A 19,386-nucleotide genomic window follows, 5' to 3' on the forward strand; every position below is an offset into this window, starting at 1 on the left:
CGCGACACGCCTCACCTCATCGGAACGGCATTTCCTCACCCGCAACAGGAGGGCCGATGCACATCGCGGACGGGATCCGCGGATTCGCCGCAGCCTCCCCCGGGGCGCCCGCCGTGATCGACGGCGACCGCACGTTGACCTACCGGGCTCTGGACGACCGCTCGAACCGGCTGGCGAACGCCCTGCTGACCGCCGGGCTGCGGCCGGGCGAGCGGGTGGCGCTGCTGCTCGGCAACCGGATGGAGTATCCCGAGATCGCCTGCGGCATCGCCAAGGCGGGGCTGGCCATGGTGCCGCTCAACCCCCGCCTCACCCCCGGCGAGGCCGCCTACGTGCTGGGCCACTCCGGCAGCCGGGCCCTCGTCCTGGACGACGCGCTGGCCCCCGCGGTCGACGGCGTCGAGCTGCCCGGCACGGTCCTGTCCGTGGGCGGCGCCCGGCTCGGGCCGTCCTACGAGGCGGCGCTGGCCGCGGCGCGGTCCGCCGACCCCCGGATCGAGACGGACGAACGGGAGCCGTTCTGCGTGGCCTACACCTCGGGCACCACCGGCAGGCCCAAAGGGGTGGTGATCAGCCACCGGTCGCGCTCGCTCACGTTCTACGCCGCCGCCCTGGAGTGGGGTCTCGGCCTGGGCCGCCGCACGATCGCGGTCGCGCCGATGTACCACGGCGCCGGGTTCGCCTTCGGCTACGCCCCGGTCCACACCGGCGGCACGGTCGCGATGCTGCGGTCCTGGGATCCCGAGCGGCTGCTGGCGATGATCGAGCGGGAGCGCGCCCAATCGGTCTTCCTCGTTCCCACGCACGCCCACATGCTGCGCGCGGCCGGGCTGGGGAGACACGACCTGTCCTCGCTCGACACGCTCTACTTCAACGCCGCCGCGCTGCCGGGGCCGTTGAAGGAGTGGGTGCTGGAGGCGTTCCCCGGCGTCGGCGTGCACGAGCTGTACGGCTCGACCGAGGCGGGGATCGTCAGCACCTGCCGCCCGGCCGACGCCCGGCGCGGGATCGGCTCGGTCGGGCACCCCTGGTTCATGACCGAGGTCAGGGTCGTCGACGACGAGGGGAACCCGGCGCGGCGGGGCGAGCTGTTCAGCCGCTCGCCGTACCTGATGAACGGCTACCTGGACGACCCCGCGGCCACCGCCGCCTGCACCACCCCCGACGGCTTCCTCACCAGCGGCGACATCGCCGAACGCGACGAGGAGGGGTACCTCTACATCGTCGACCGCAAGAAGGACATGATCGTCTCGGGCGGGGTCAACATCGCCCCCCGCGAGGTCGAGGAGGTCGTCGCCGCCTTCCCCGGCGTCGCCGAGACCGCCGTCGTGGGCCTGCCCGACGAGCGGTGGGGCGAGAGGGTGACGGCGTTCGTGGTCGTCCTGCCCGGCGCGTCGGTCGACGCCGAGGCCCTGGCCGCGCACTGCCGCGCCCGGCTGGCCGGGCCCAAGCTCCCCCGGCGGGTGGAGTTCGTCCCCGCGCTGCCCCGCAACGCCGCAGGCAAGATCCTCAAGCGCGAGCTGCGCGACACACACTAAGGAGGGCCGTCCATGCGACCGCATGTCGAACTGATCCACGAGGGCGACTACGTCTGGCACGCCGCCGAGCTGGTCGGCGGCGAGGGCCGGGCCGGCGAGCGGCGGCTGTCGGTCGACGAGGAGGACGGCTCCTCCTCCCTCCGGATCGACTTCCGCACCGACTGGGGGCGCGGCCCCGGCGTCCACCACGCCGACACCGAGTACTACGTGCTCCAGGGCACGATGACGTACGGCGGGCGCCGTCTCGGCAGGGGCGGCTACGTCCACGCGCCCCGGGGCGTGCCCACCGAGGCGATCACCTTCGCCGAGGGCACGCGGATCCTGCACTACCGCGAGTACGGCGACGCCGGCTTCGACCTCCACGCCCCCCGCCGGCCCGGCGCCCGCGACGACGTCGTCGTCCTCGACACCGAGGCCATGCGCTGGGACGCCGTGCCCAACCCCGGCCCCATGCCCGGCCTGTTCATCAAATACCTGCGGGTCGACCCGGTCACGGGTTTCTACACCCGCCTCGTCCACGCCCAGGGCGGCTGGTCCGACCACCGCCTGGCCCATCACCCCTGCTACGAGGAGGCCTACACCGTCCAGGGGCACATGGAGTACAACTTCGGCACCCTGGACCTAGGCACCTACTTCTTCAGGCCGGCCCGCGTCAAGCACGGCCACTTCACCACGATGGAGGGCGGCGCGACCTGGCTGCTGCGCTCCGACGGCGAACTGCACAACTGGTACACCCAGAACGCGTGGGTGCGCTGGGGCGGCGAGGCCGTCAACTACGGGGGGACCGGCGGCGGCCGCATGCGCTGGTCCCAGTCCGCTCACGACCTGGGCAGGGGCTCGGACCGGCGGAGCGCGCGCGACCTGGCGGACCTGCGGGCCTCCCTGGCGTACGCCCGCTCCCGGGGCGCGGCCGACGCCGACCACGTCCCGCACGGTCACGGCGCCGACAGGAGCCTGCTCGCCATCGCCAAGGCCCTCGACGCGGCCCGCCTCCAGGGCGGCCACGGCGACCACGTTCACGACCACGCGGACGGCCGTCACGGCGACCACGACCACGACCACGCGAACGGCCCTCACGGCGACCACGACCACGGTCACGCCGACGCCCCTCACGAGCACGGTCACATGGACGGCCCTCACGACCCCCACGGCCTGGCCGCCGACTGGGGAGCCGACCCCCGATCGCTCGAACACCCCGGAGAGCGCACCGACGCCGGCGCCCACAACCGGGGCCACGGCCGCGCCTGGAAGCAGGGCGACCCCGTCCCCGCCCCCATCCTCTCCAGCCTGCCGGTCCGCAGCCGCTCCCGCGGCCGGTGGGACGCCGACGGCATGTGACCCGCCCGTTCCCCTCTGGGCCCGCCCCGTCCGGCGGCCATCGACCCCGGACGTCGCAGATCATGGAATTGTATGCAGATGATTGCCAAAAACCCGCTTATCTTCCATGATTAGCCGGAGAAACCCATAAGGATGTATACATGTCGACAGTCGATGACCTTCGCGGCCTGATCCTCGTCGGCCGATACGCGTCAGGCGACCGGTTGGGCGAGGTCGAGCTGGCCGAGACGCTCGGCGTCAGCCGCACCCCGGTCCGCGACGCGCTGCGACAGCTCCAGGCCGAGGGGCTCGTCGAGATCACCGCCAACAGGGGCGCCAAGGTCATGGAGTACCCCCGCGCCGACCTGGAGACGATCTTCGAGCTGCGGGCCGGGATCGAGGGCCTGGCCGCCCGGCGGGCCGCGACCACCGCGACCGAGCAGGACGCCGAACGGCTGCGCGAGGTGGCGGTGACCCTCGGGGAGCACGCCCGCCGCCACGACCTCGACGCGGTCTACCGGCTCAACGCCGAGTTCCACCAGACGCTGGTACGGCTCGGCGGCAGCGCCGTACTCGCCCAGTCGATCAGCTCGCTGGTCCACTCGCCCGTGCTGCTGCGCACCTACAGCGCCTTCGACGAGGAGGCCATGCGGCGCAGCGTCGACCACCACATCGAGATCGCGGCGGCCGTGCGGGCGGGCGATCCGGACTGGGCCGAGGCGGTGATGCGCGCCCACCTGTTCTCGGCGCGCGCCTCGCTGCTCGGCCCGAGGGAGAGGCGTTGACATCCTTCCCACGGCTGAAGACCGGGGTCCGCACGCTCAAGGAGAGGCGATGAGAGGACTTCCCCTCGGCGACGTCCGCGTCGTCGAGCTCGGCCAGCTGCTCGCCGGGCCGTTCTGTGGCCAGTTGCTGGGCGACTTCGGCGCCGAGGTGATCAAGGTGGAGGACCCCGGCAGGGGCGACCCGATGCGGCAGTGGGGCAGGGAGAAGCCGTACGGGCAGTCGCTGTGGTGGCCGGTCGTCGCCCGCAACAAGAAGTCGGTCACCTGCGACCTGCGCACCGAGGAGGGCCAGGATCTGGTCAGGCGGCTCGTCGAGCGGGCCGACGTGCTGCTGGAGAACTTCCGGCCCGGCACGCTGGAGCGCTGGGGCATGTCGCCCGAGCGGCTGCACGAGCTCAACCCCCGGCTGGTCGTCACCCGCGTCACCGGTTTCGGCCAGACCGGCCCCTACGCCCCCCGCGCCGGATACGGCTCGATCGGCGAGGCCATGGGCGGCATCAGGCACGTCACCGGCGACCCCGACCGGCCGCCGTCGCGCACCGGGATATCGCTGGGCGACTCGCTGGCGGCCACCCACGCCTGCGTCGGCACGCTGGTGGCGCTGCACGAGCGGGAGCGCAGCGGGCGGGGCCAGGTCGTCGACTCGGCCATCTACGAGGCGGTGCTGGCGATGATGGAGTCGATGCTGCCCGAATGGCAGCAGGCCGCCTACCAGCGCGAGCGCACCGGCCCCGTGCTGCCCAACGTCGCGCCCAGCAACGTCTACCCGACCGGGGACGGCGACTCCATCCTCGTCGCCGCCAACCAGGACAGCGTCTTCTCCCGCCTGGCGGCCGTGATGGGCAGGCCGGAGCTGGCCGCCGACGAGCGATACGCCACCCACGGCGCGCGCGGCGGGAACGCGGCCGAACTCGACGAGATCATCGCCGCCTGGACCGCGTCGATCCCCGCCGAGGACCTGCTCAGGGCACTGCACGAGGGCGGCGTTCCCGCCGGGCGCGTCTACACGGCCAAGGACATGTTCGAGGACCCGCACTTCGCCGCCCGCGAGGCCATCGTCCGCGTGCCGCACCCCGACTTCGGCGAGCTGGCCATGCAGAACGTCGTCCCCAAGCTCTCGGCCACCCCCGGCGGCGTCCGCACGGCGGGACCCGCGCTCGGCCAGCACAACGACGACGTCTACCGGGGGCTGCTCGGCCTGACCGCCGAGGAGATCGCCGCCCTGTCGGCCGCGGGAATCATCTGACACGAGGAGCCTCCATGCGCCGTCCGCCCGTCCCCCGCTCCCCCGCCCGCGCATGATCAGGGACCACGACGAGGTGTTCGGACGCTCCCTGCCGTTCGGGGAGCGGCCCGCGCTGATCCTCATCGACCTGATGCGCGCCTACTTCGAGCCCGGCGGCGAGCTGTTCCTGGGCTCCCGCGACTGCCTGGAGTCGGCGGCCCGGGTTCTGGCCGCCGCCCGTACGGCGGGCGTCCCGGTGATCCACACGCGGGTCGCGTTCGGCCCGGGCGGCGTGGACGGCGGGCTGTTCTTCCGCAAGGTCGCCCCGCTGCGCCACCTCGTCGGCGACGGGCCGCTCGGCCGGCTGATGCCCGAGGTGGCCCCCGGCCCGGAGGAGGTGGTGATCGTCAAGCAGTACGCCAGCGCCTTCTTCGGCACCACGCTCGCCTCGACGCTCAACGCGCTGCGGGCCGACACTCTCGTCATCACGGGCGTGTCCACCAGCGGCTGCGTGCGCGCCAGCGCCGTCGACGCGGTGCAGCACGGCTTCGTGCCGATCGTGGTCCGGCAGGCGGTCGGCGACCGCGCCCCCCGGCCGCACGAGGCCGGCCTGTTCGACATCCAGGCCAAGTACGGCGAGGTGTGGGACGAGGCGGCCGTGACGGAACGGCTCGGCGGGAGCGGCCTCCCTCAGGCCGTGACGGAACGGCTCGGCGGGGGCGGCCTCCCCCGGGCCGGGAACGGACCGCCGGCCGCATGAGGATCACCTACGGCCCCTGGGGCGAGACGCTCGGCGAGCTGGCCGCCGCAGCCAAGGCCGCCGAGGACGCGGGCGCCGAGGCGGTGTGGGTGCCCGAGCTGCACCGCAGCGCGACGGTGAGCGCCGCCGCGCTCGCCGGGGCCACCACCCGCGCCCGGGTCGGCACGGCCGTCGCCCTGGCCTTCACCCGCAGCCCGATGACCCTCGCGCTGGAGGCGCTGGACCTGGACGAGCTGTCGGGCGGCCGGTTCGTCCTGGGCCTGGGCAGCGGCGTCCGCCGCCTCAACGAGGACTGGCACGGCGTGCGCTGGGACAGGCCGGTGGCCCGGCTGCGCGAGACCGTCGCCGCGATCAGGGAATTCGTCGCGCGCTGCGGCACGGGGGAGCCGATCGACGCGCCGGGCCTGCTGATCAGGGGCTACCGGCGGCCCTTCCCCGCCGCCCGCGACCGCATCCCCGTCTACCTGGCGGCCGTCGGGCCCGCGATGACCCGCCTGGCGGCCGGGATCGGCGACGGCTGGATCTCGCACGAGCTGTGCTCGCCGGACTACCTGCGCGACCGGCTGCTGCCCCGGATCGGCGAGGGCCTGGCCGGGCGCGCGCGCTCCGATCTCGACGTCGTGGTCTCCGCCTGCTGCTCCATCGACGAGGACCCGAGGGCCGCCCGCCGCAGAGCCGCCGGAGGGGTCGGCTTCTACGCCACCGTGCGCGCCTACGCCGGCCTCTTCGACTTCCACGGCCTGGCCGGGGAACAGGCCCGGGTGGTCGAGGCGTTCCGGAGCGGCTCGGGCGCCGGCGACCTGGCCGGGGCCGTACCCGACCACATGGTCGGCGCCCTGACCCTGTCCGGCACGGCGCGGCAGGTCCGCGAGCGGCTCCGCGCCTACGAGGGGCTCGCCGACACGGTCAAACTCACCCCGCCCACCCACGGGATCCCCGCCGAGGAGACCCGCCACGCCCAGGACCGCATCATCGAGCTCATCGGAGACCTGACGTGAGGCCGCTGGAAGACATTCGGATCATCAGCCTCGAACAGTACGGCGCGGGCCCCTTCGGCTCGCTGCACCTGGCCGACCTCGGCGCCGAGGTCATCAAGATCGAGGAACCGCGTTCGGGCGGCGACGTCGGCCGCTACGTGCCGCCCTACGCCGACGGCGGGGACTCGCTCTTCTTCGAGGCCTTCAACCGCAACAAGCGGTCGCTGTCGCTGGACCTCGCCACCCCCGGCGGCCGCGAGGTGTTCGAGGACCTGGTGCGCGGCGCCGACGCGGTCTACTCCAACCTGCGCGGTGACGTGCCGCGGAGGATGGGCCTCACCTACGGGGCGCTCAAGCACCTCAACCCGCGCATCGTGTGCTGCTCGCTCACCGGCTTCGGCATGACCGGGCCGCGAGCGGCCGAACCCGGCTACGACTACATCCTGCAGGGCCTGGCCGGGTGGATGGACGTCACCGGCGAGCCCGAGGGGCCGCCGGCCAAGTCGGGCCTGTCGATGGTCGACTACTCCGGCGGGTTCGTCGCGGCGCTGGCCCTCATGGCGGGGCTGCACGCCGCCCGGCGCGACGGCGTGGGGACGGACTGCGACGTGTCGCTGTACGACACGGCCGTCTCGCTGCTCACCTATCCCGGGGTCTGGCACCTCAACGCGGGCTACACCCCGGCGCGCACCCGGCACTCGGCGCACCCCTCGCTGGTCCCCTTCCAGGTCTTCGAGACCGCCGACGGCTGGATCGTGGTCGGCTGCGCCAAGGAGAAGTTCTGGCGGCGGCTCGCCGAGGCCGTCGGCCGTCCCGAGTGGGCGGGGCCGGACTCCCCCTACGGCACGTTCGCCCGGCGCGCCGAACGCGCCGGGGAGCTGCTTCCCCTGCTGGAGGAGATCTTCCGATCCCGTACGGCCGCGCGCTGGCTGGCCCTCCTCACCCCCGCCGGAGTGCCCTGCGGGCCGGTCAACACGGTCGAGCAGGCGCTCGCGGAGCCGCACACGGCCGCGCGCGACCTCGTCGTGGAGACCGAACACCCCCGTTACGGCACGCTCCGCAACCTGGCGTCCCCGGTGCGGGTCGGCGGGGAACGCCCCTCCTACCGCCGGGCTCCGCGCCGTGACGAGGACGCCGGCTACGTGCTGCGCGAGGTGCTCTCCTACGATGCCCCCCGGATCGCCGCCCTGCGGCGGGGCGGCGCCTTCGGGCCGCAGGAGCCGGCGCGATGACCGTCGCGGCCGAGCTGGCCCGCTGGGCGCTGGACCTGCGGGGGGTCCCCGGCGACGCGGCCCCGGCGGTGCGGCGGCACCTGCTCGACGGGCTGGGCGCCGCGGTGGCCGCGGCCCGGTCCGGAGCCGCGCGGCCGGCCGTCGACGTCGCGTCGGCGCTCGGCGGGCCGCCCGAGGCCACGATCATCGGCGTCGCCGGGAGGGTGGGCGCGCCGGCCGCCGCGCTGGCGAACGGCACGCTCGTCCACGCGCTCGACTTCGACGACACCCACGCCGGGGGCCTGGTGCACGCGACCGCGCCCGTGCTGCCCGCCGTACTGGCCGTGGGAGAGGAGGTCGGCGCGAGCGGCGCCGAGGTCGCGGTCGCGCTGGCCGCCGGGCTGGAGACGATCTGCAGGCTCGGCGCCGCCGTACCGCACGGCTTCCACGCGCGCGGCCTGCACGCCACCTCCGTCTGCGGGGTGTTCGCCGCGGCGCTGGCGGCCGCGCGGCTCTACCGGCTCCCGCCCGAGCAGGCGGTGAACGCCCTGGGCATCGCGGGCAGCCAGGCGGGCGGGCTGCTGGAGTCCGTCGGCACGGGCGCGTCCACCAAGCAGCTGCACCCCGGTCTGGCCGCCCAGGGCGGGGTGCTGGCGGCGCGGCTGGCCGCCGCGGGAGCGACCGGGCCGGCGAGCGTGTTCGAGGGGCGCTACGGGCTGTACGGCGCGCTGGCCGGCCGGCCGGTCGGGGGCGCGGCCGTCCTGGCCGGGCTGGGGGAACGGTGGGAGCTGACCCGGATCACGATCAAGCCCTACCCGGTGTGCCAGCTCAGCCACGCCGCCCTGGACGCGGCCGTCAGGCTGCGCCCGAAGCTCGGCGGGCGCGACGTCGACGAGATCGTCGTCGAGATCCATCCGGACGCGGCGCAGTTCGTGTGCGGGCCGGGCAGGGAACGGCCCGCCTCGGCGTACGCCGCCAAGTTCTCCCTGCCCTGGTGCCTGGCGGCGCTGCTCGTCGACGGCGCGCTGACCGTGGCGACCTTCGACGACCTGGACCGGCCCGAGGTGGTGGCGCTGGCCGCCAGGGTGCGCCACGAACCGGTCGATTTCGGCGGAGTCGCCGCCTGCCAGCCGGGCCGGGTGAGCGCCCTGCTCGCCGACGGCTCCCGGGTGGCGGCGGCGGTCGAGCACAGCGGCGGCGGGCCGGACGATCCGGCCCTGGACGAGCTGGTGCGCGCCAAGGCCGCCGCCAACCTGGGGGACGAGACGATCGCCGCGACGGTCGACGAGCTGGAGCGCCTGCCCGACCTGACATCCCTGATGGCCGCGTTGAGAGGACCCTATGACCGTTCACCTGCCCGCCGTACCCGGATATGAGGGTGCGGCGGCCCTGCTGGACACGGCGGGGCTCGCCGTGGGCGACCTCGTCCATGTCGTCGAATACGTCACCGCCGGGGCACTGGACGACTACGCGAGCGTGAGCGCGGCCCGGGAGGGGTTCCTCGGCGGGCACGCCGTGCCGGTGGCGACCGTCGCGGTCGCGGGGCTCCTCGGGCCCGGCCCCTACGCGGTGGAGCTGACCGCCTTCCCCGGCGGCGGCGACCTGGTCGTCGCGCACCCCGACGCCGGTTTCCACCGGGGAAGCCTGCGCGTCGCCGGCGAGGTGGTCTACCTGCCGGGGATCCAGCCGTGCGACGCCGAGGGCCTGGTCCACGCGGGCGACTTCCGGGCCCAGTACCGATACTGCCTGGACCGGGCCGCGGAGCTGCTCAAGGCCGCCGGGCTGGGACCCGGCGCGCTGGTGCGGACCGTCGACTACACCGCGACCGCGACCCGGGCCCAATACCCCCGCTGCGGCCGCCCCCGCAGGGAGCTGCTCGGCGGCACCGGCGCCGACGGCCTGCCCGTCTTCCCCGGCGCGGCGGGAATCCTGGTGGACCGGCCCGTGCTGGCGGGCGCGATGGCCTCCCTGGACGCGCTCGGCTCGACCGCGCCGCCGCGTACGGTCAACCCGGGGTGGAGCCGGTACGAGACGCTGACCTACCGGCCCGGTGTCGCGGCCGGGGACACGCTGTTCATGTCGGGCTTCGGGGCACTGGACCCGGCCACCCAGAAGGCGGTCTTCGACGGCGACCTGGCCGCCCAAGCCGAGTTCGTCTACGCGGGGATCACGGCGGTCCTCGCCGAGGCCGGGCTCCGCGGCGCGGACGTCGTGCGGCTGGTCGAGTACGTGACCCCCGCGGGCGTCGCCGCCCACCCGGACCTGGCCGCCCTCCGGACGCGCCACTTCGGCCGGGCGCCGGTCAGCGCGGTGGTCTGCTCGGCGCTGCTGCGCCCGGAGTTCCTGATCGAGGTCGTCCCGATGGCGGTGCGCCCGTGAACCTGCCCGTCGAGGAGATCAGGGAACTGGTCGGCAGGGAGGTCGCCTACACGGCGCCCGAGCCGCTGGGGCGGGCGGCGCTGCGCTACTTCGCGCTGGCGGTCGGCGACGACAACCCGCTCTACACCGACGCCGGCCACGCCAGGGCGCACGGCTACCGGGACGTCGTCGCCCCGCCCACGCTGATCTGCGAGACCAACCAGTACGCCGGGCTGCCCATGGACGCCGACGGCTACGCGGGGCACTCCTGGCACCTCGACGTGCCGGGCGCCCGGCTGGTGCGCGGAGGCAACGACTACACCTTCCACCAGCCGGTCCACCCCGACGATGTGATCACCGCGACCTGGCGGATCGAGAGCGCCGAGGAGAAGGCGGGGAAGCTGTTCGTGATCTCCCGGGCCACCTACACCAACCAGCGGGGCGAACTGCTGGCGGTCAACGAGGAGACGCTGATCTACGTGGAGATCCCGTGAAGGCCGGAGACGAGGTCCCGGCGCTGGAGCGCACGATCGGGGCGGCCGACATGATCGCCTACGCGGGGGCCACCTGGGACTGGCACCGGCTGCACCACGACGCCGCCTATCTCCGGGCCAGAGGGCTCGACCGCCCCGTGGTGGACGGGCAGCTGTTCGGCGCGCTCCTCGCCGAGCAGGTGCAGGACTGGCTCGGGCCGGACGCCCGGCTGCGGCGGCTGCGGTTCCGCCTGCTGTCCATGGTGTTCGCCGGGGAGAGCGTCCGGGTGACCGGCGTCGTCACCGGCGTCGAGGGGCCGCTGGTCACGGTCGAGCAGAAGGTGCTCGTCGCGGACCGGGTGGCGGCCGGCGGGACGGCCCAGGCGGTGCTGCCGTGACCGGCGTGGCGATCGCCGGAGCCGCCGAGTCCGATCTCGGGATCACCGGCGAGTCCGTCCTGACCCTGCAGGCGCAGGCCGTCACCAGGGCGCTGGCCGACGCCGGACTCGTCCTGTCCGACGTGGACGGGCTCGCCACCTGCGGCGTGTCCCGTTTCTCCGCCACCCAGGTCGCCGACTACCTGGGGCTGCGGCCCGTCTGGACCGAGTCCACGTTCGCGGGGGGCTGCGCCTTCGAGATGTACGTCGCGCGCGCCGCCCAGGCCATCGAGGCCGGGCAGTGCCGTACCGTGGTGATCTCCTACGCCTCGAACCAGCGCTCGGCCAGGTCGCGGTCGCTGGCCGGGGTCGTCGAGGAGCACACGCCCGAGGCGCTGTTCGAGGCGCCCTACGGCCCGCTCTACCCCTTCTCCTACTACGCGATGGCCGCGCAGCGGTACATGCACGTCTTCGGCGTGAAACGCGAGGCGCTGGCCGAGGTGGCGGTCGCCGCGCGGGACTGGGCGCTGCTCAACCCCAAGGCCTACCGGTACGGAAGCGCGCCGCTGACCGTCCGGGACGTGCTGTCGGCCCCCATGGTCTCCTCCCCTCTCACCACGGCCGACGCCTGCCTGGTCACCGACGGGGGCGGCGCCGTCGTGCTGACCTCGCTGGAGCGCGCCCGCGACCTGCGGCGCGCGCCGGTGCGCGTGCTCGGGTACGGCGAGTGCGTCACCAACACCTCCATGGCCGCCGCCGACGACCTCACCGTCACCGGCGCCGTCCACTCCGGAGCGGCGGCCTTCGCCCGCGCGGGGCTCGTCCCCGGCGACGTGGACGTCGCCCAGATCTACGACTCCTTCACGATCACGGTGCTGCTCACCCTGGAGGGGCTCGGCTTCTGCGGCGCGGGCGAGGCGGGCGACTTCGTCGCCGGCGGCCGGACCGGACCGGGCGGCGCGTTCCCGGTCAACACCAGCGGCGGCGGGCTCTCCTACAACCACCCGGGGCAGTACGGCCTGCTGCTCCTGGTCGAGGCGGTCAGGCAGCTGCGCGGGGAGTGCGGCGACCGGCAGGTCCCCGGCGCCGAGGTCGCGCTGGCGCACGGCACCGGCGGCATCCTGTCCGCGCACGCCACCGTCCTGCTGGGGGTGGACCGGTGACCGAGGATTTCCGGGAGGCGACCAGTGGACCGGTGACCGAGGAGTTCTGGGAGGCGACCAGGCGACGGCTGCTGGTCGTCCAGCGCTGCCTCGCCTGCGGCCGGCGCCAGCACTACCCGCGATGGCTCTGCACGGCCTGCGGCGGCACCGAGCTGGAGTACGCCCCCGTGTCGGGGCTCGGCGTGGTGGACTCCTTCACCGTCGTCCACCGCGCTCCCGCGCCCGGCTTCGAGCCGCCCTACACCGTCGCCCGGGTCCGGCTCGCCGAGGGGCCCATCCTGCTCACCCACCTGGTCGGCGACACCGACTGGACCTGCGACCTGCCGGTACGCGTGGCCTGGCAGCCCCTGCCCGACGGCCGGCACCTGCCCGTGTTCCGGCCGGCGCGGGACTGGCCGAGGGCTCCGGGAAGGTGACGCGGGTCCCGGGGTGACGACGCGGACTCCGGGCCGACGACGCAGGTCCCGAAGGCCCCGGGGGCGGTGAGGGGCGGCGGGGCGGGCTCCGGGGCGGCGAAGGGGGTCCCTCGGGTGATCGGGCGCGCGGCCCGGCTCATCCGAGGCGGGCCAGCCCGGCGCACGAGGGTGACGTGGCCAGGGCGGCGATGCGGCTGTCGAGGGCGGCCACCTCCCACGCCGGCAGGGCGCGGGCGGCGTTGAGCCGGAACTTCAGCGCCAGCTCGCCGGGCGACAGCGGGTTGTCCGGACCGCCTCTGGAGGAGTCCACCCGGTGGGTGAGCGTGGCCCCGCCCCTGACGCGCACCCGCAGGACGGCGCCGAAGCTCATGGGGAACAGCTCGGAGGCGCGCTCGTCGGCGACGCACCTGACCCGCGCGGCCAGGGCCAGCCGTCGCGGGTGGAGCTCGGCGAAGTCGTCGAGGTAGACCCCGAGGCCGCCGCCGCCCAGGAGGGCCGTCGCGACCGTGTAGGGGCCGGAGAACTTCGCGTGGTACGGCGAACGCGGGCGGATCTTCTCCTCGTGCGGTTCGGCGATGGTGCGCAGCGCGGGGGCGGGCGCCCCCAGCTCGATCTCCTCGATGTCGTCCGGGTCGAGTCCCCGCGCGCGCAGGGCCAGCGCGCAGTCGATGGCCGGGTGGGTGAAGTGGTTGGCCGGATAGGGCTTGTAGGCCGTCCGGACGACCTCCCAGCGCTCGCCGAGCCCGGCCAGCAGGGCGTCCGCGTCGTGGCGGCCGTCGAGGTAGGCGGCGAAGAACCCGAAACGGCCCTCCAGCACGGTGGGCGGGCCGGTCAGCCCCTCACGGGCGAGCGTCGCCGCCGTCACGCCCGCGTGCGCCGCCCACCCGCAGTGGACCCGTTTCACCGTCCCGCCGGTCCGGTTGGCCTCCAGCAGCCCGGCGCCCATGCTGGCGGCGACGCCGATCGCCGAGGCGATCCCTTCCGCGTCGAGCCCGTAGAGCAGCCCGGCGGCCACGGCGGCGCCGATCGTGCCGCAGATGGAGGTGGCGTGCAGGCCCTTTTCGAAGAACAGGGAGTTGCGCAGCTCCGGCAGGTAGGAGGCCATGCCGAGCCGTACGCAGACCTCGTCGCCCGCCGCCACGGCGGCGAGCAGGGCCGCGCCGCCCGCGCCCGCGTCCTCGGCGGCGGCCAGCGCGGCGGGCACGACCGAGGCGCTGGGATGCAGGACGGACGGCAGGTGGGTGTCGTCGAAGTCGAGGGCGTGGGCGAGCGTCCCGTTCACCAGCGCGGCCGAGGGGGCGGGCAGGCCGTACGGCAGGCCGATCGCCGCCGCGCCCGCTGTGCCGCCCCAGCCGGCGACCACGCGGCGCACCGCCGCCACCGGGCCGCCCGGCCCGCCCCCGGTCTCCTCCGCGTGCGCGGCCAGGCAGTTGCCCAGCACGTCACGTACCCGGCCGACGGCGTCGCGGACCACCTCGGCGGGCAGGCCGCCGTCCCGGCAGCCGGCGGCGAACCGGGCCAGACGGTCCGCGAGCGTCGTCACCGGGCCACCGCCAGCGGCCTGACGGGGGAACCGGTCGCGCCGACCACGGGCAGGGGGTTGACGACGAGCAGGAACTCGCGGACGCCGGAGTCGAGCAGCTCGTCCAGGCGCATGGTCTCGACGATGTTGATCCCTTCCTCCACGAGGAGCAACCGGTGCACGGGGAGCGCGGCATGGCCGCGTCCCGGGGCGACGTGCTCGAAGGCGACGGTCTCCGCGCCCACCAGCCGAGGGTTCCGGTCGGCCAGCCACCGCCCGGCCGCCGCGCCGGGGCCGGGGACGCCGTGGGACTGGCCGGTGAAGACCTCGGGCTCCGGCCAGCGGCGCGACCAGCCGGTGCCGACCAGGACGGCTTCCCCCGGCCCGATGTCCAGCCCGGCGGCGGCCCGGTCCAGATCCTCCGGCGTGACCTCGTATCCGGCGGGCAGCGTCGCGACGCCGTGCACGGCCGCCACGTCGAGCAGGACGCCCCGGCCCACGTAGGGGGCGAAGGCGTCGATGCCCAGCGCGGAGAAGCCCCGATGGCTCTGCAGGTCCGCCGCCCGCCTGCCGCCGTGCAGCAGCCCGTCGTGGGAGACGTGCGCGAGCGCGTCGACATGGGTGCCGACGTGCCCGCCGGTGACGATGATCTCATTGGCCGCCGAGCCGCCGTCGGCTCGGACCACGTCGCCGTGCCGGCGCTCCAGCAGCATCCGGAACGGCGGGTGGTTGGGCGACTGGGGCATGCCGGTGCTCATCGGCTGGGCCAGGTCGAACACGCGGGCGCCGGCCACCGCCTCCCAGGGTTCGCGCATCAGAGGGCACCTTTCGCGCGCGGCTCGTCGAGGTCTCCGGCCGGCGGCCGGGTCGCTCCCGGAGAGTCTCGCCGCCGCCGGTTCCGTGCGCCGGGCGGGGTGGCGGCGCCCGGGACGGCCTGGGCACCGGTCACGCGACCTCCGGAGGGTGTTCCAATTATCGGAAAGCTGTTCCAAACTGTACTGCGCGAGCCGGACGATGTCTCGGGTCGGACGGCGCGGGTTTCCGGGGAATCGTGGTGAGATCTCCACGACACCGGAACCGTCACCGACCCGCCCGTGCCCGTGATCCGCGACGCAGGCGGGAAGGAGCACCGATGAGCCCGTGCCCAGGGCCGGCGCCGCAGGCCGGAAGGGGCACCGATGAGCCCGTGCCCGGGAGGCCGGCGCCGCAGACCGGAAGGGGCGCCGATGAGGGAGAACGCCATATGCCGACCGATATCTCCGAGCCGCCTCACCATGGCGTCGACACCTCCGAGCAGCCGCGCCGCCGCGGCTCGGAAGGCGCCAGCCAGACCGCCGCGACCGTCGAGCGCGCCGCCGACGTGCTCGTGCTGTTCGCCGATCCCGGGGCGCTCACCCTGGGCGTCACCGAGATCGCCGAGAGGCTCGGCCTGTCCAAGGCGGCCGTCCACCGCATCCTGGCCTCGCTGCGGCTGCGCGGCCTGGTCGAACTGGACGAGGAGACCCGGCGCTACTCCCTCGGCCTGACCACGATGCGGCTCGGCCTGGCCTACCTCGACCGGCTGGACATCCGCCGCCTCGCCGCGCCCGAGCTGGCGCGCCTGTCCCGGACCCTGTCCGAGACCGCCACGCTGTCCGTCCGCACCGGGTCCTCGCGGGTCTACGTCGACCAGGTGACGCCGGGCCGCGAGGTGATCATGTCGGTCACCCTCGGCGTCCCCTACCCGCTGCACGCGGGCGCCTCCTCCAAGGCGTTCCTGGCCTTCCTGGCCGACGAGGAGATCGACACCTACTTCAGGACGGTCCCGCTGACCCCGCTGACCGAGCGCACGCCGGTCCGGGAGGACGTCCTGCGCGAGGATCTGGCGGCGATCCGCCGTCGCGGCTACGCGCAGTCGAACGCCGAGCGCCAGCCCGGCTCGGCCTCGGTCGCCGCCCCCGTCCTCGACCACCACGGCCGACCCGCAGGCGTCATCAGCGTGTGCGGCCCGCTGGAGCGTTTCCGGGGTGAGGCGCGGGAGTGCGCCGAAGCCCTGCTCGAAGCGACCGATCGTCTCTCGGCCCTGATGGGTCACACCTCACAAGGAAGCTCTCGGCCCTGATGGGCCACACCTCACCAGGAAGGGGGTGACGGCCGGCCCCCACCGGCCGCACCATGACGCGATACGACCTGCTTGTAAAGAACGGCACCCTGGTCCTCCCCTACCACGGGGAGATCCGCGCCGACCTCGCCGTCTCCGGCGGCAGGATCGCCGCGCTGGGCGAGGATCTCGACGGGGCGGAGGAGGTGATCGACGCCACCGGCAAGGTCGTGCTGCCCGGCGCGGTGGACGCCCACTTCCACCTCGGGATCTATCGCGACATGGCGCTCGACGCCTTCGAGGAGACCCGCTCCTCGCTCGTGGGCGGGGCCACCACCGTGCTGTCGTACTTCCGCACCGGCCGGCACTACCTCGACCGGACCGGCCCCTACCGGACGATCTTCCCCGAGGCGCTGGCGGCGGTCGGCGGCCGGGCCTGGACCGACTACGGCTTCCACCTGGCCCCGATGACGGTCGAGCAGATCGAGGAGATCCCGTGGCTCGTCGCCGAGCACGGGATCACCTCCTACAAGTACTACATGTTCTACAAGGGCTTCGACCTGGCCGCCAACAGCCGCGACGCGCGGGCCTTCACCATGGGCGACGAGTACGACCTCGGCCACCTGTTCCTCATCATGGAGAAGCTCGCCGAGGTCCAGCGCTCCCGTCCGGACCGGCGGCTGTCGCTGTCGCTCCACTGCGAGCAGTCCGAGCTGATGCGCGTGTTCATCGACCGGGTCCGCAGCAGCGGAGCCGTACAGAACCTGCGCGCCTACAGCGAAGGCCGCCCGCCGCTCACCGAGCAGGTCGCCATCGCCGAGGCCGCCGTGATCGCCGCGCACACCGGCGCGGACGTCAACTTCCTGCACCTGTCCAGCGCCGAGGCCCTCGACGCGGCGAGCCGCGTGCCGGGCAGGCGGGAGACCACGCTGCACCACCTCTGCCTGGACCACGACGACCTCGACGCCCGAGGCGGGACCGGCGGGAAGGTCAACCCGCCGATCCGCACCCGCGACCACAACGAGGCGCTGTGGGAGGGCGTGCGCGACGGCCGGATCGACTGGGTGGCCTCCGACCACGCCTGCTGCATGGAGGAGCACAAGGGCGACGACCTGTGGCCGGCCCACCCCGGCTTCGGTGGTACGGCGCTGCTCTACCCCGTGCTGTTCTCCGAGGGACACCTGCGCCGGGGCCTGCCCCTGTCGAGGATCGCCGAGGTCGCCTCGGCCAACCCGGCCAGGGCCTACAACCTGTGGGGGCGCAAGGGCAGCCTGGCCGTCGGCTTCGACGCCGACCTCACCGTGGTCGACCCGTCGGCCACCAGGACCGTGACCACCGATCTGCTGCTCTCCGGCCAGGACCACTGCCCCTTCGAGGGGGTGGAGGTGACCGGCTGGCCGACGACCACGGTGGTCGGCGGCCGGATCGCCTTCCACGACGGCGAGACGGCCGGCCCGCCGTCGGGCTCCTACCTCCACCGCGGCTGACCGCGTCCCCGGCGTTTTGGCATTTGCCTAGTCCGCGTCCCTCCACTGTTGCCATAGGGGAACCATTGTTTCCAAAATCCGGGTAACAGTGTCCCGCGTGAAAGCTGGTGAAGCATCATGCGCTCCTGGTCGATCAGGGTCTGCGCGATCCTCCTGATCCCGTTCCTGTTCCTCACGGCCGCCCCCGCCGGGGCCTCCGTCGACCTGTCCGCCGACCTGTCCGCACCGGGCTCGTACGCCGTCGGCTACGCCGATGTCAGCGTCTCCGCCTCCGGCCGCTCGTTCGGCGCCCGGGTCTACTACCCGGCGACCTCGGCCGGAAGCGGCACGGCCGTCGCCTCCGGGCAGTTCCCGGCGGTGGCCTTCGGCCACGGGTTCTTCCAGAGCATCAGCAAGTACGCCTCCCTCGGCGGCCACTGGGCCTCCTGGGGCACCATCACGATCATGCCGACCTCGCAGGGCGGCCTGTCACCCAGCCACGGCGCCTTCGCCGACGACCTGAACGCCGCGCTGACCTGGATAGTGGCGCAGAACACCACCGCCGGGTCGCGGTTCAACGCCCACGTGCGCACCAACCGGCTGGGACTGTCGGGTCACTCGATGGGCGGCGGCGCCAGTGTGCTGGCCGCCGCGCGCAACTCGTCGGTGCGGACGGTGACGAACCTGGCCGCCGCCGAGACCAACCCCTCGGCCAAGGCCGCCGCGGCGACCACGGCCGTCCCCATGCAACTGGTCGCCGGTACGAACGACAGCGTCGCGGGTCCGTCGGGCCACCAGATCCCCATCTACAACGCCAAGCGCGCCCCCAAGCAACTGCGCACGATCGTCGGCGGCTTCCACTGCGGCTTCACCGACTCCGGCGGCATCGGCTGCGACAGCGGCTCGATCACCCGGGCCGCCCAGCAGGCGATCACCCGCCGGGTGACCACCGCCTGGCTGCTGTACTACCTCCACGACGACACCGCCCAGAACGACGCGGTCTGGGGCGCCTCCGCCCAGACCGACCCGGCCGTTCAGTTCCTCGGCGTCCAGTAACCGCACTCCGGCGCACCCGTCCCGGCCAGGGGCGGGTGCAGGACCGGCGGCCACACGCCGGGCACGAACAGGCCCAGCACGAACGCCCGCCCGGCCAGCGCCGACCGGCTTTCGGCGCCGAGCTTGGCGCGCAGCCGTACCAGGTGGTAGTCCACCGCCTGACGGGTCAGGTACAGCCGCCGGGCGATCTGCGCGTTGGACGCGCCCGCGGCGACCAGCCGCAGCACCTCGCCCTGGAGCGGGCTCAGCACGGGCGCGGCGGAGGAGATCTCGTCCAGTACGGCCACCGCCCGCCACGGCAGGCCGTCCGCGCGGTGTTCGACGGAGGCGCTGACCCGGGCGCAGATCACGGCGCCGTCCCCGCGGACCAGCCGTACCCGGGTCCGGTAGACGTCCAGCCGCCCGAGGGCCAGCATCCGCCAGTGGGGCCGCTGCGCGTCGATCTCGCCGGGCGCGAGCAACTCCTCCGCCAGGACTCCGTCCAGCTCCTCGGCCGTACGGGCCACCGCCGAGCGGAAGGCGGGGTTGCTCTCCCTGACCCGGCCGAGCCCGTCCACCGCCGCGATCGGGATCCGGGCACGTTCGAAGTACACCTGATACCGGCCCTTCATGACCGAACCATAGATGACCTCCCCCGAGCGGTCCATCCATGTCACGCGGGA

At 74.2% G+C, this 19,386-nt stretch carries 19 protein-coding genes; 16 read left to right on the forward strand and 3 right to left on the reverse strand.

Annotated elements, in window-relative coordinates; translation table 11 throughout:
• Positions 1 to 56 precede the first annotated feature (56 nt).
• The 13 genes from BM085_RS35250 (at position 57) to BM085_RS35310 (ending at position 12,600) form a co-directional block, all read left to right on the forward strand.
• Positions 57 to 1,538, forward strand: a complete 1,482-nt coding sequence (locus BM085_RS35250) for a class I adenylate-forming enzyme family protein (protein ID WP_093891127.1) — start codon at positions 57 to 59, stop codon at positions 1,536 to 1,538.
• Between the two features lie 12 nt (positions 1,539 to 1,550).
• Positions 1,551 to 2,876 (forward strand): DUF4437 domain-containing protein, encoded by a 1,326-nt coding sequence (locus BM085_RS35255; RefSeq protein WP_093891128.1) that lies wholly within the window; start codon positions 1,551 to 1,553, stop codon positions 2,874 to 2,876.
• 140 nt (positions 2,877 to 3,016) lie between these two features.
• Positions 3,017 to 3,640, forward strand: a complete 624-nt coding sequence (locus BM085_RS35260; RefSeq protein ID WP_093891129.1) for a GntR family transcriptional regulator — start codon at positions 3,017 to 3,019, stop codon at positions 3,638 to 3,640.
• A 49-nt stretch (positions 3,641 to 3,689) separates the two neighbouring features.
• Entirely contained in the window at positions 3,690 to 4,886 is a 1,197-nt protein-coding gene (locus BM085_RS35265; RefSeq protein ID WP_093891130.1) for a CaiB/BaiF CoA transferase family protein, read from the forward strand.
• 52 nt (positions 4,887 to 4,938) lie between these two features.
• On the forward strand, positions 4,939 to 5,625 hold the full coding sequence (locus BM085_RS35270) for an isochorismatase family protein (RefSeq protein WP_093891131.1): 687 nt from the start codon (positions 4,939 to 4,941) through the stop codon (positions 5,623 to 5,625).
• The gene (locus BM085_RS35275; RefSeq protein WP_093891132.1) at positions 5,622 to 6,623 is read left to right on the forward strand and encodes an LLM class flavin-dependent oxidoreductase; all 1,002 of its coding nucleotides are present in this window, start codon (positions 5,622 to 5,624) and stop codon (positions 6,621 to 6,623) included. Before BM085_RS35270 ends, BM085_RS35275 begins: the two co-directional genes overlap by 4 nt.
• On the forward strand, positions 6,620 to 7,834 hold the full coding sequence (locus tag BM085_RS35280; RefSeq protein WP_093891133.1) for a CaiB/BaiF CoA transferase family protein: 1,215 nt from the start codon (positions 6,620 to 6,622) through the stop codon (positions 7,832 to 7,834). Before BM085_RS35275 ends, BM085_RS35280 begins: the two co-directional genes overlap by 4 nt.
• Positions 7,831 to 9,189, forward strand: coding sequence for an MmgE/PrpD family protein (locus BM085_RS35285; RefSeq protein WP_093891134.1), 1,359 nt, complete (start codon positions 7,831 to 7,833; stop codon positions 9,187 to 9,189). The genes BM085_RS35280 and BM085_RS35285 overlap by 4 nt, the downstream gene beginning before the upstream one ends.
• A complete protein-coding gene (locus tag BM085_RS35290) occupies positions 9,155 to 10,192 on the forward strand; it encodes a RidA family protein (RefSeq protein WP_093891135.1) in 1,038 nt (345 codons plus the stop codon). The genes BM085_RS35285 and BM085_RS35290 overlap by 35 nt, the downstream gene beginning before the upstream one ends.
• Positions 10,189 to 10,665 carry a MaoC family dehydratase gene (locus BM085_RS35295; RefSeq protein WP_093891136.1) on the forward strand — a complete coding sequence of 159 codons (477 nt, stop codon included), beginning with the start codon at positions 10,189 to 10,191 and terminating at the stop codon, positions 10,663 to 10,665. Before BM085_RS35290 ends, BM085_RS35295 begins: the two co-directional genes overlap by 4 nt.
• The gene (locus BM085_RS35300; RefSeq protein ID WP_093891137.1) at positions 10,662 to 11,042 is read left to right on the forward strand and encodes a MaoC/PaaZ C-terminal domain-containing protein; all 381 of its coding nucleotides are present in this window, start codon (positions 10,662 to 10,664) and stop codon (positions 11,040 to 11,042) included. Before BM085_RS35295 ends, BM085_RS35300 begins: the two co-directional genes overlap by 4 nt.
• Positions 11,039 to 12,184: an acetyl-CoA acetyltransferase gene (locus BM085_RS35305; RefSeq protein WP_093891138.1), complete on the forward strand. Its 1,146-nt coding sequence runs from the start codon at positions 11,039 to 11,041 to the stop codon at positions 12,182 to 12,184. The genes BM085_RS35300 and BM085_RS35305 overlap by 4 nt, the downstream gene beginning before the upstream one ends.
• Complete coding sequence (locus BM085_RS35310) at positions 12,181 to 12,600, forward strand: Zn-ribbon domain-containing OB-fold protein (protein WP_245789883.1); 420 nt, start codon at positions 12,181 to 12,183, stop codon at positions 12,598 to 12,600. Before BM085_RS35305 ends, BM085_RS35310 begins: the two co-directional genes overlap by 4 nt.
• Before the next feature lie 136 nt (positions 12,601 to 12,736).
• Here BM085_RS35310 and BM085_RS35315 read toward each other — a convergent pair whose 3' ends face one another.
• Together BM085_RS35315 and BM085_RS35320 are read right to left on the reverse strand one after the other, a co-directional pair.
• The gene (locus BM085_RS35315; RefSeq protein WP_093891140.1) at positions 12,737 to 14,143 is read right to left on the reverse strand and encodes an MmgE/PrpD family protein; all 1,407 of its coding nucleotides are present in this window, start codon (positions 14,141 to 14,143) and stop codon (positions 12,737 to 12,739) included.
• Positions 14,140 to 14,937, reverse strand: coding sequence for a cyclase family protein (locus tag BM085_RS35320; protein WP_093891141.1), 798 nt, complete (start codon positions 14,935 to 14,937; stop codon positions 14,140 to 14,142). Before BM085_RS35320 ends, BM085_RS35315 begins: the two co-directional genes overlap by 4 nt.
• A 428-nt stretch (positions 14,938 to 15,365) precedes the next feature.
• Between BM085_RS35320 and BM085_RS35325 the strand changes: the two genes are divergently transcribed.
• From BM085_RS35325 to BM085_RS35335, 3 genes are all read left to right on the forward strand, one after another.
• Positions 15,366 to 16,223, forward strand: coding sequence for an IclR family transcriptional regulator (locus BM085_RS35325; RefSeq protein WP_093891142.1), 858 nt, complete (start codon positions 15,366 to 15,368; stop codon positions 16,221 to 16,223).
• A gap of 53 nt (positions 16,224 to 16,276) precedes the next feature.
• Positions 16,277 to 17,689 (forward strand): dihydroorotase, encoded by a 1,413-nt coding sequence (locus tag BM085_RS35330; RefSeq protein WP_093891143.1) that lies wholly within the window; start codon positions 16,277 to 16,279, stop codon positions 17,687 to 17,689.
• Between the two features lie 117 nt (positions 17,690 to 17,806).
• The gene (locus tag BM085_RS35335) at positions 17,807 to 18,724 is read left to right on the forward strand and encodes an alpha/beta hydrolase family protein (RefSeq protein WP_093891144.1); all 918 of its coding nucleotides are present in this window, start codon (positions 17,807 to 17,809) and stop codon (positions 18,722 to 18,724) included.
• Here the strand turns inward: BM085_RS35335 and BM085_RS35340 are convergent.
• Entirely contained in the window at positions 18,703 to 19,335 is a 633-nt protein-coding gene (locus BM085_RS35340) for a helix-turn-helix transcriptional regulator (RefSeq protein ID WP_177245431.1), read from the reverse strand. The two genes, BM085_RS35335 and BM085_RS35340, sit on opposite strands and share 22 nt — an antisense overlap.
• Between the last annotated feature and the right edge of the window lie 51 nt (positions 19,336 to 19,386).

It is taken from the genome of Streptosporangium canum (assembly GCF_900113865.1).
Lineage (GTDB): Bacteria > Actinomycetota > Actinomycetes > Streptosporangiales > Streptosporangiaceae > Streptosporangium > Streptosporangium canum.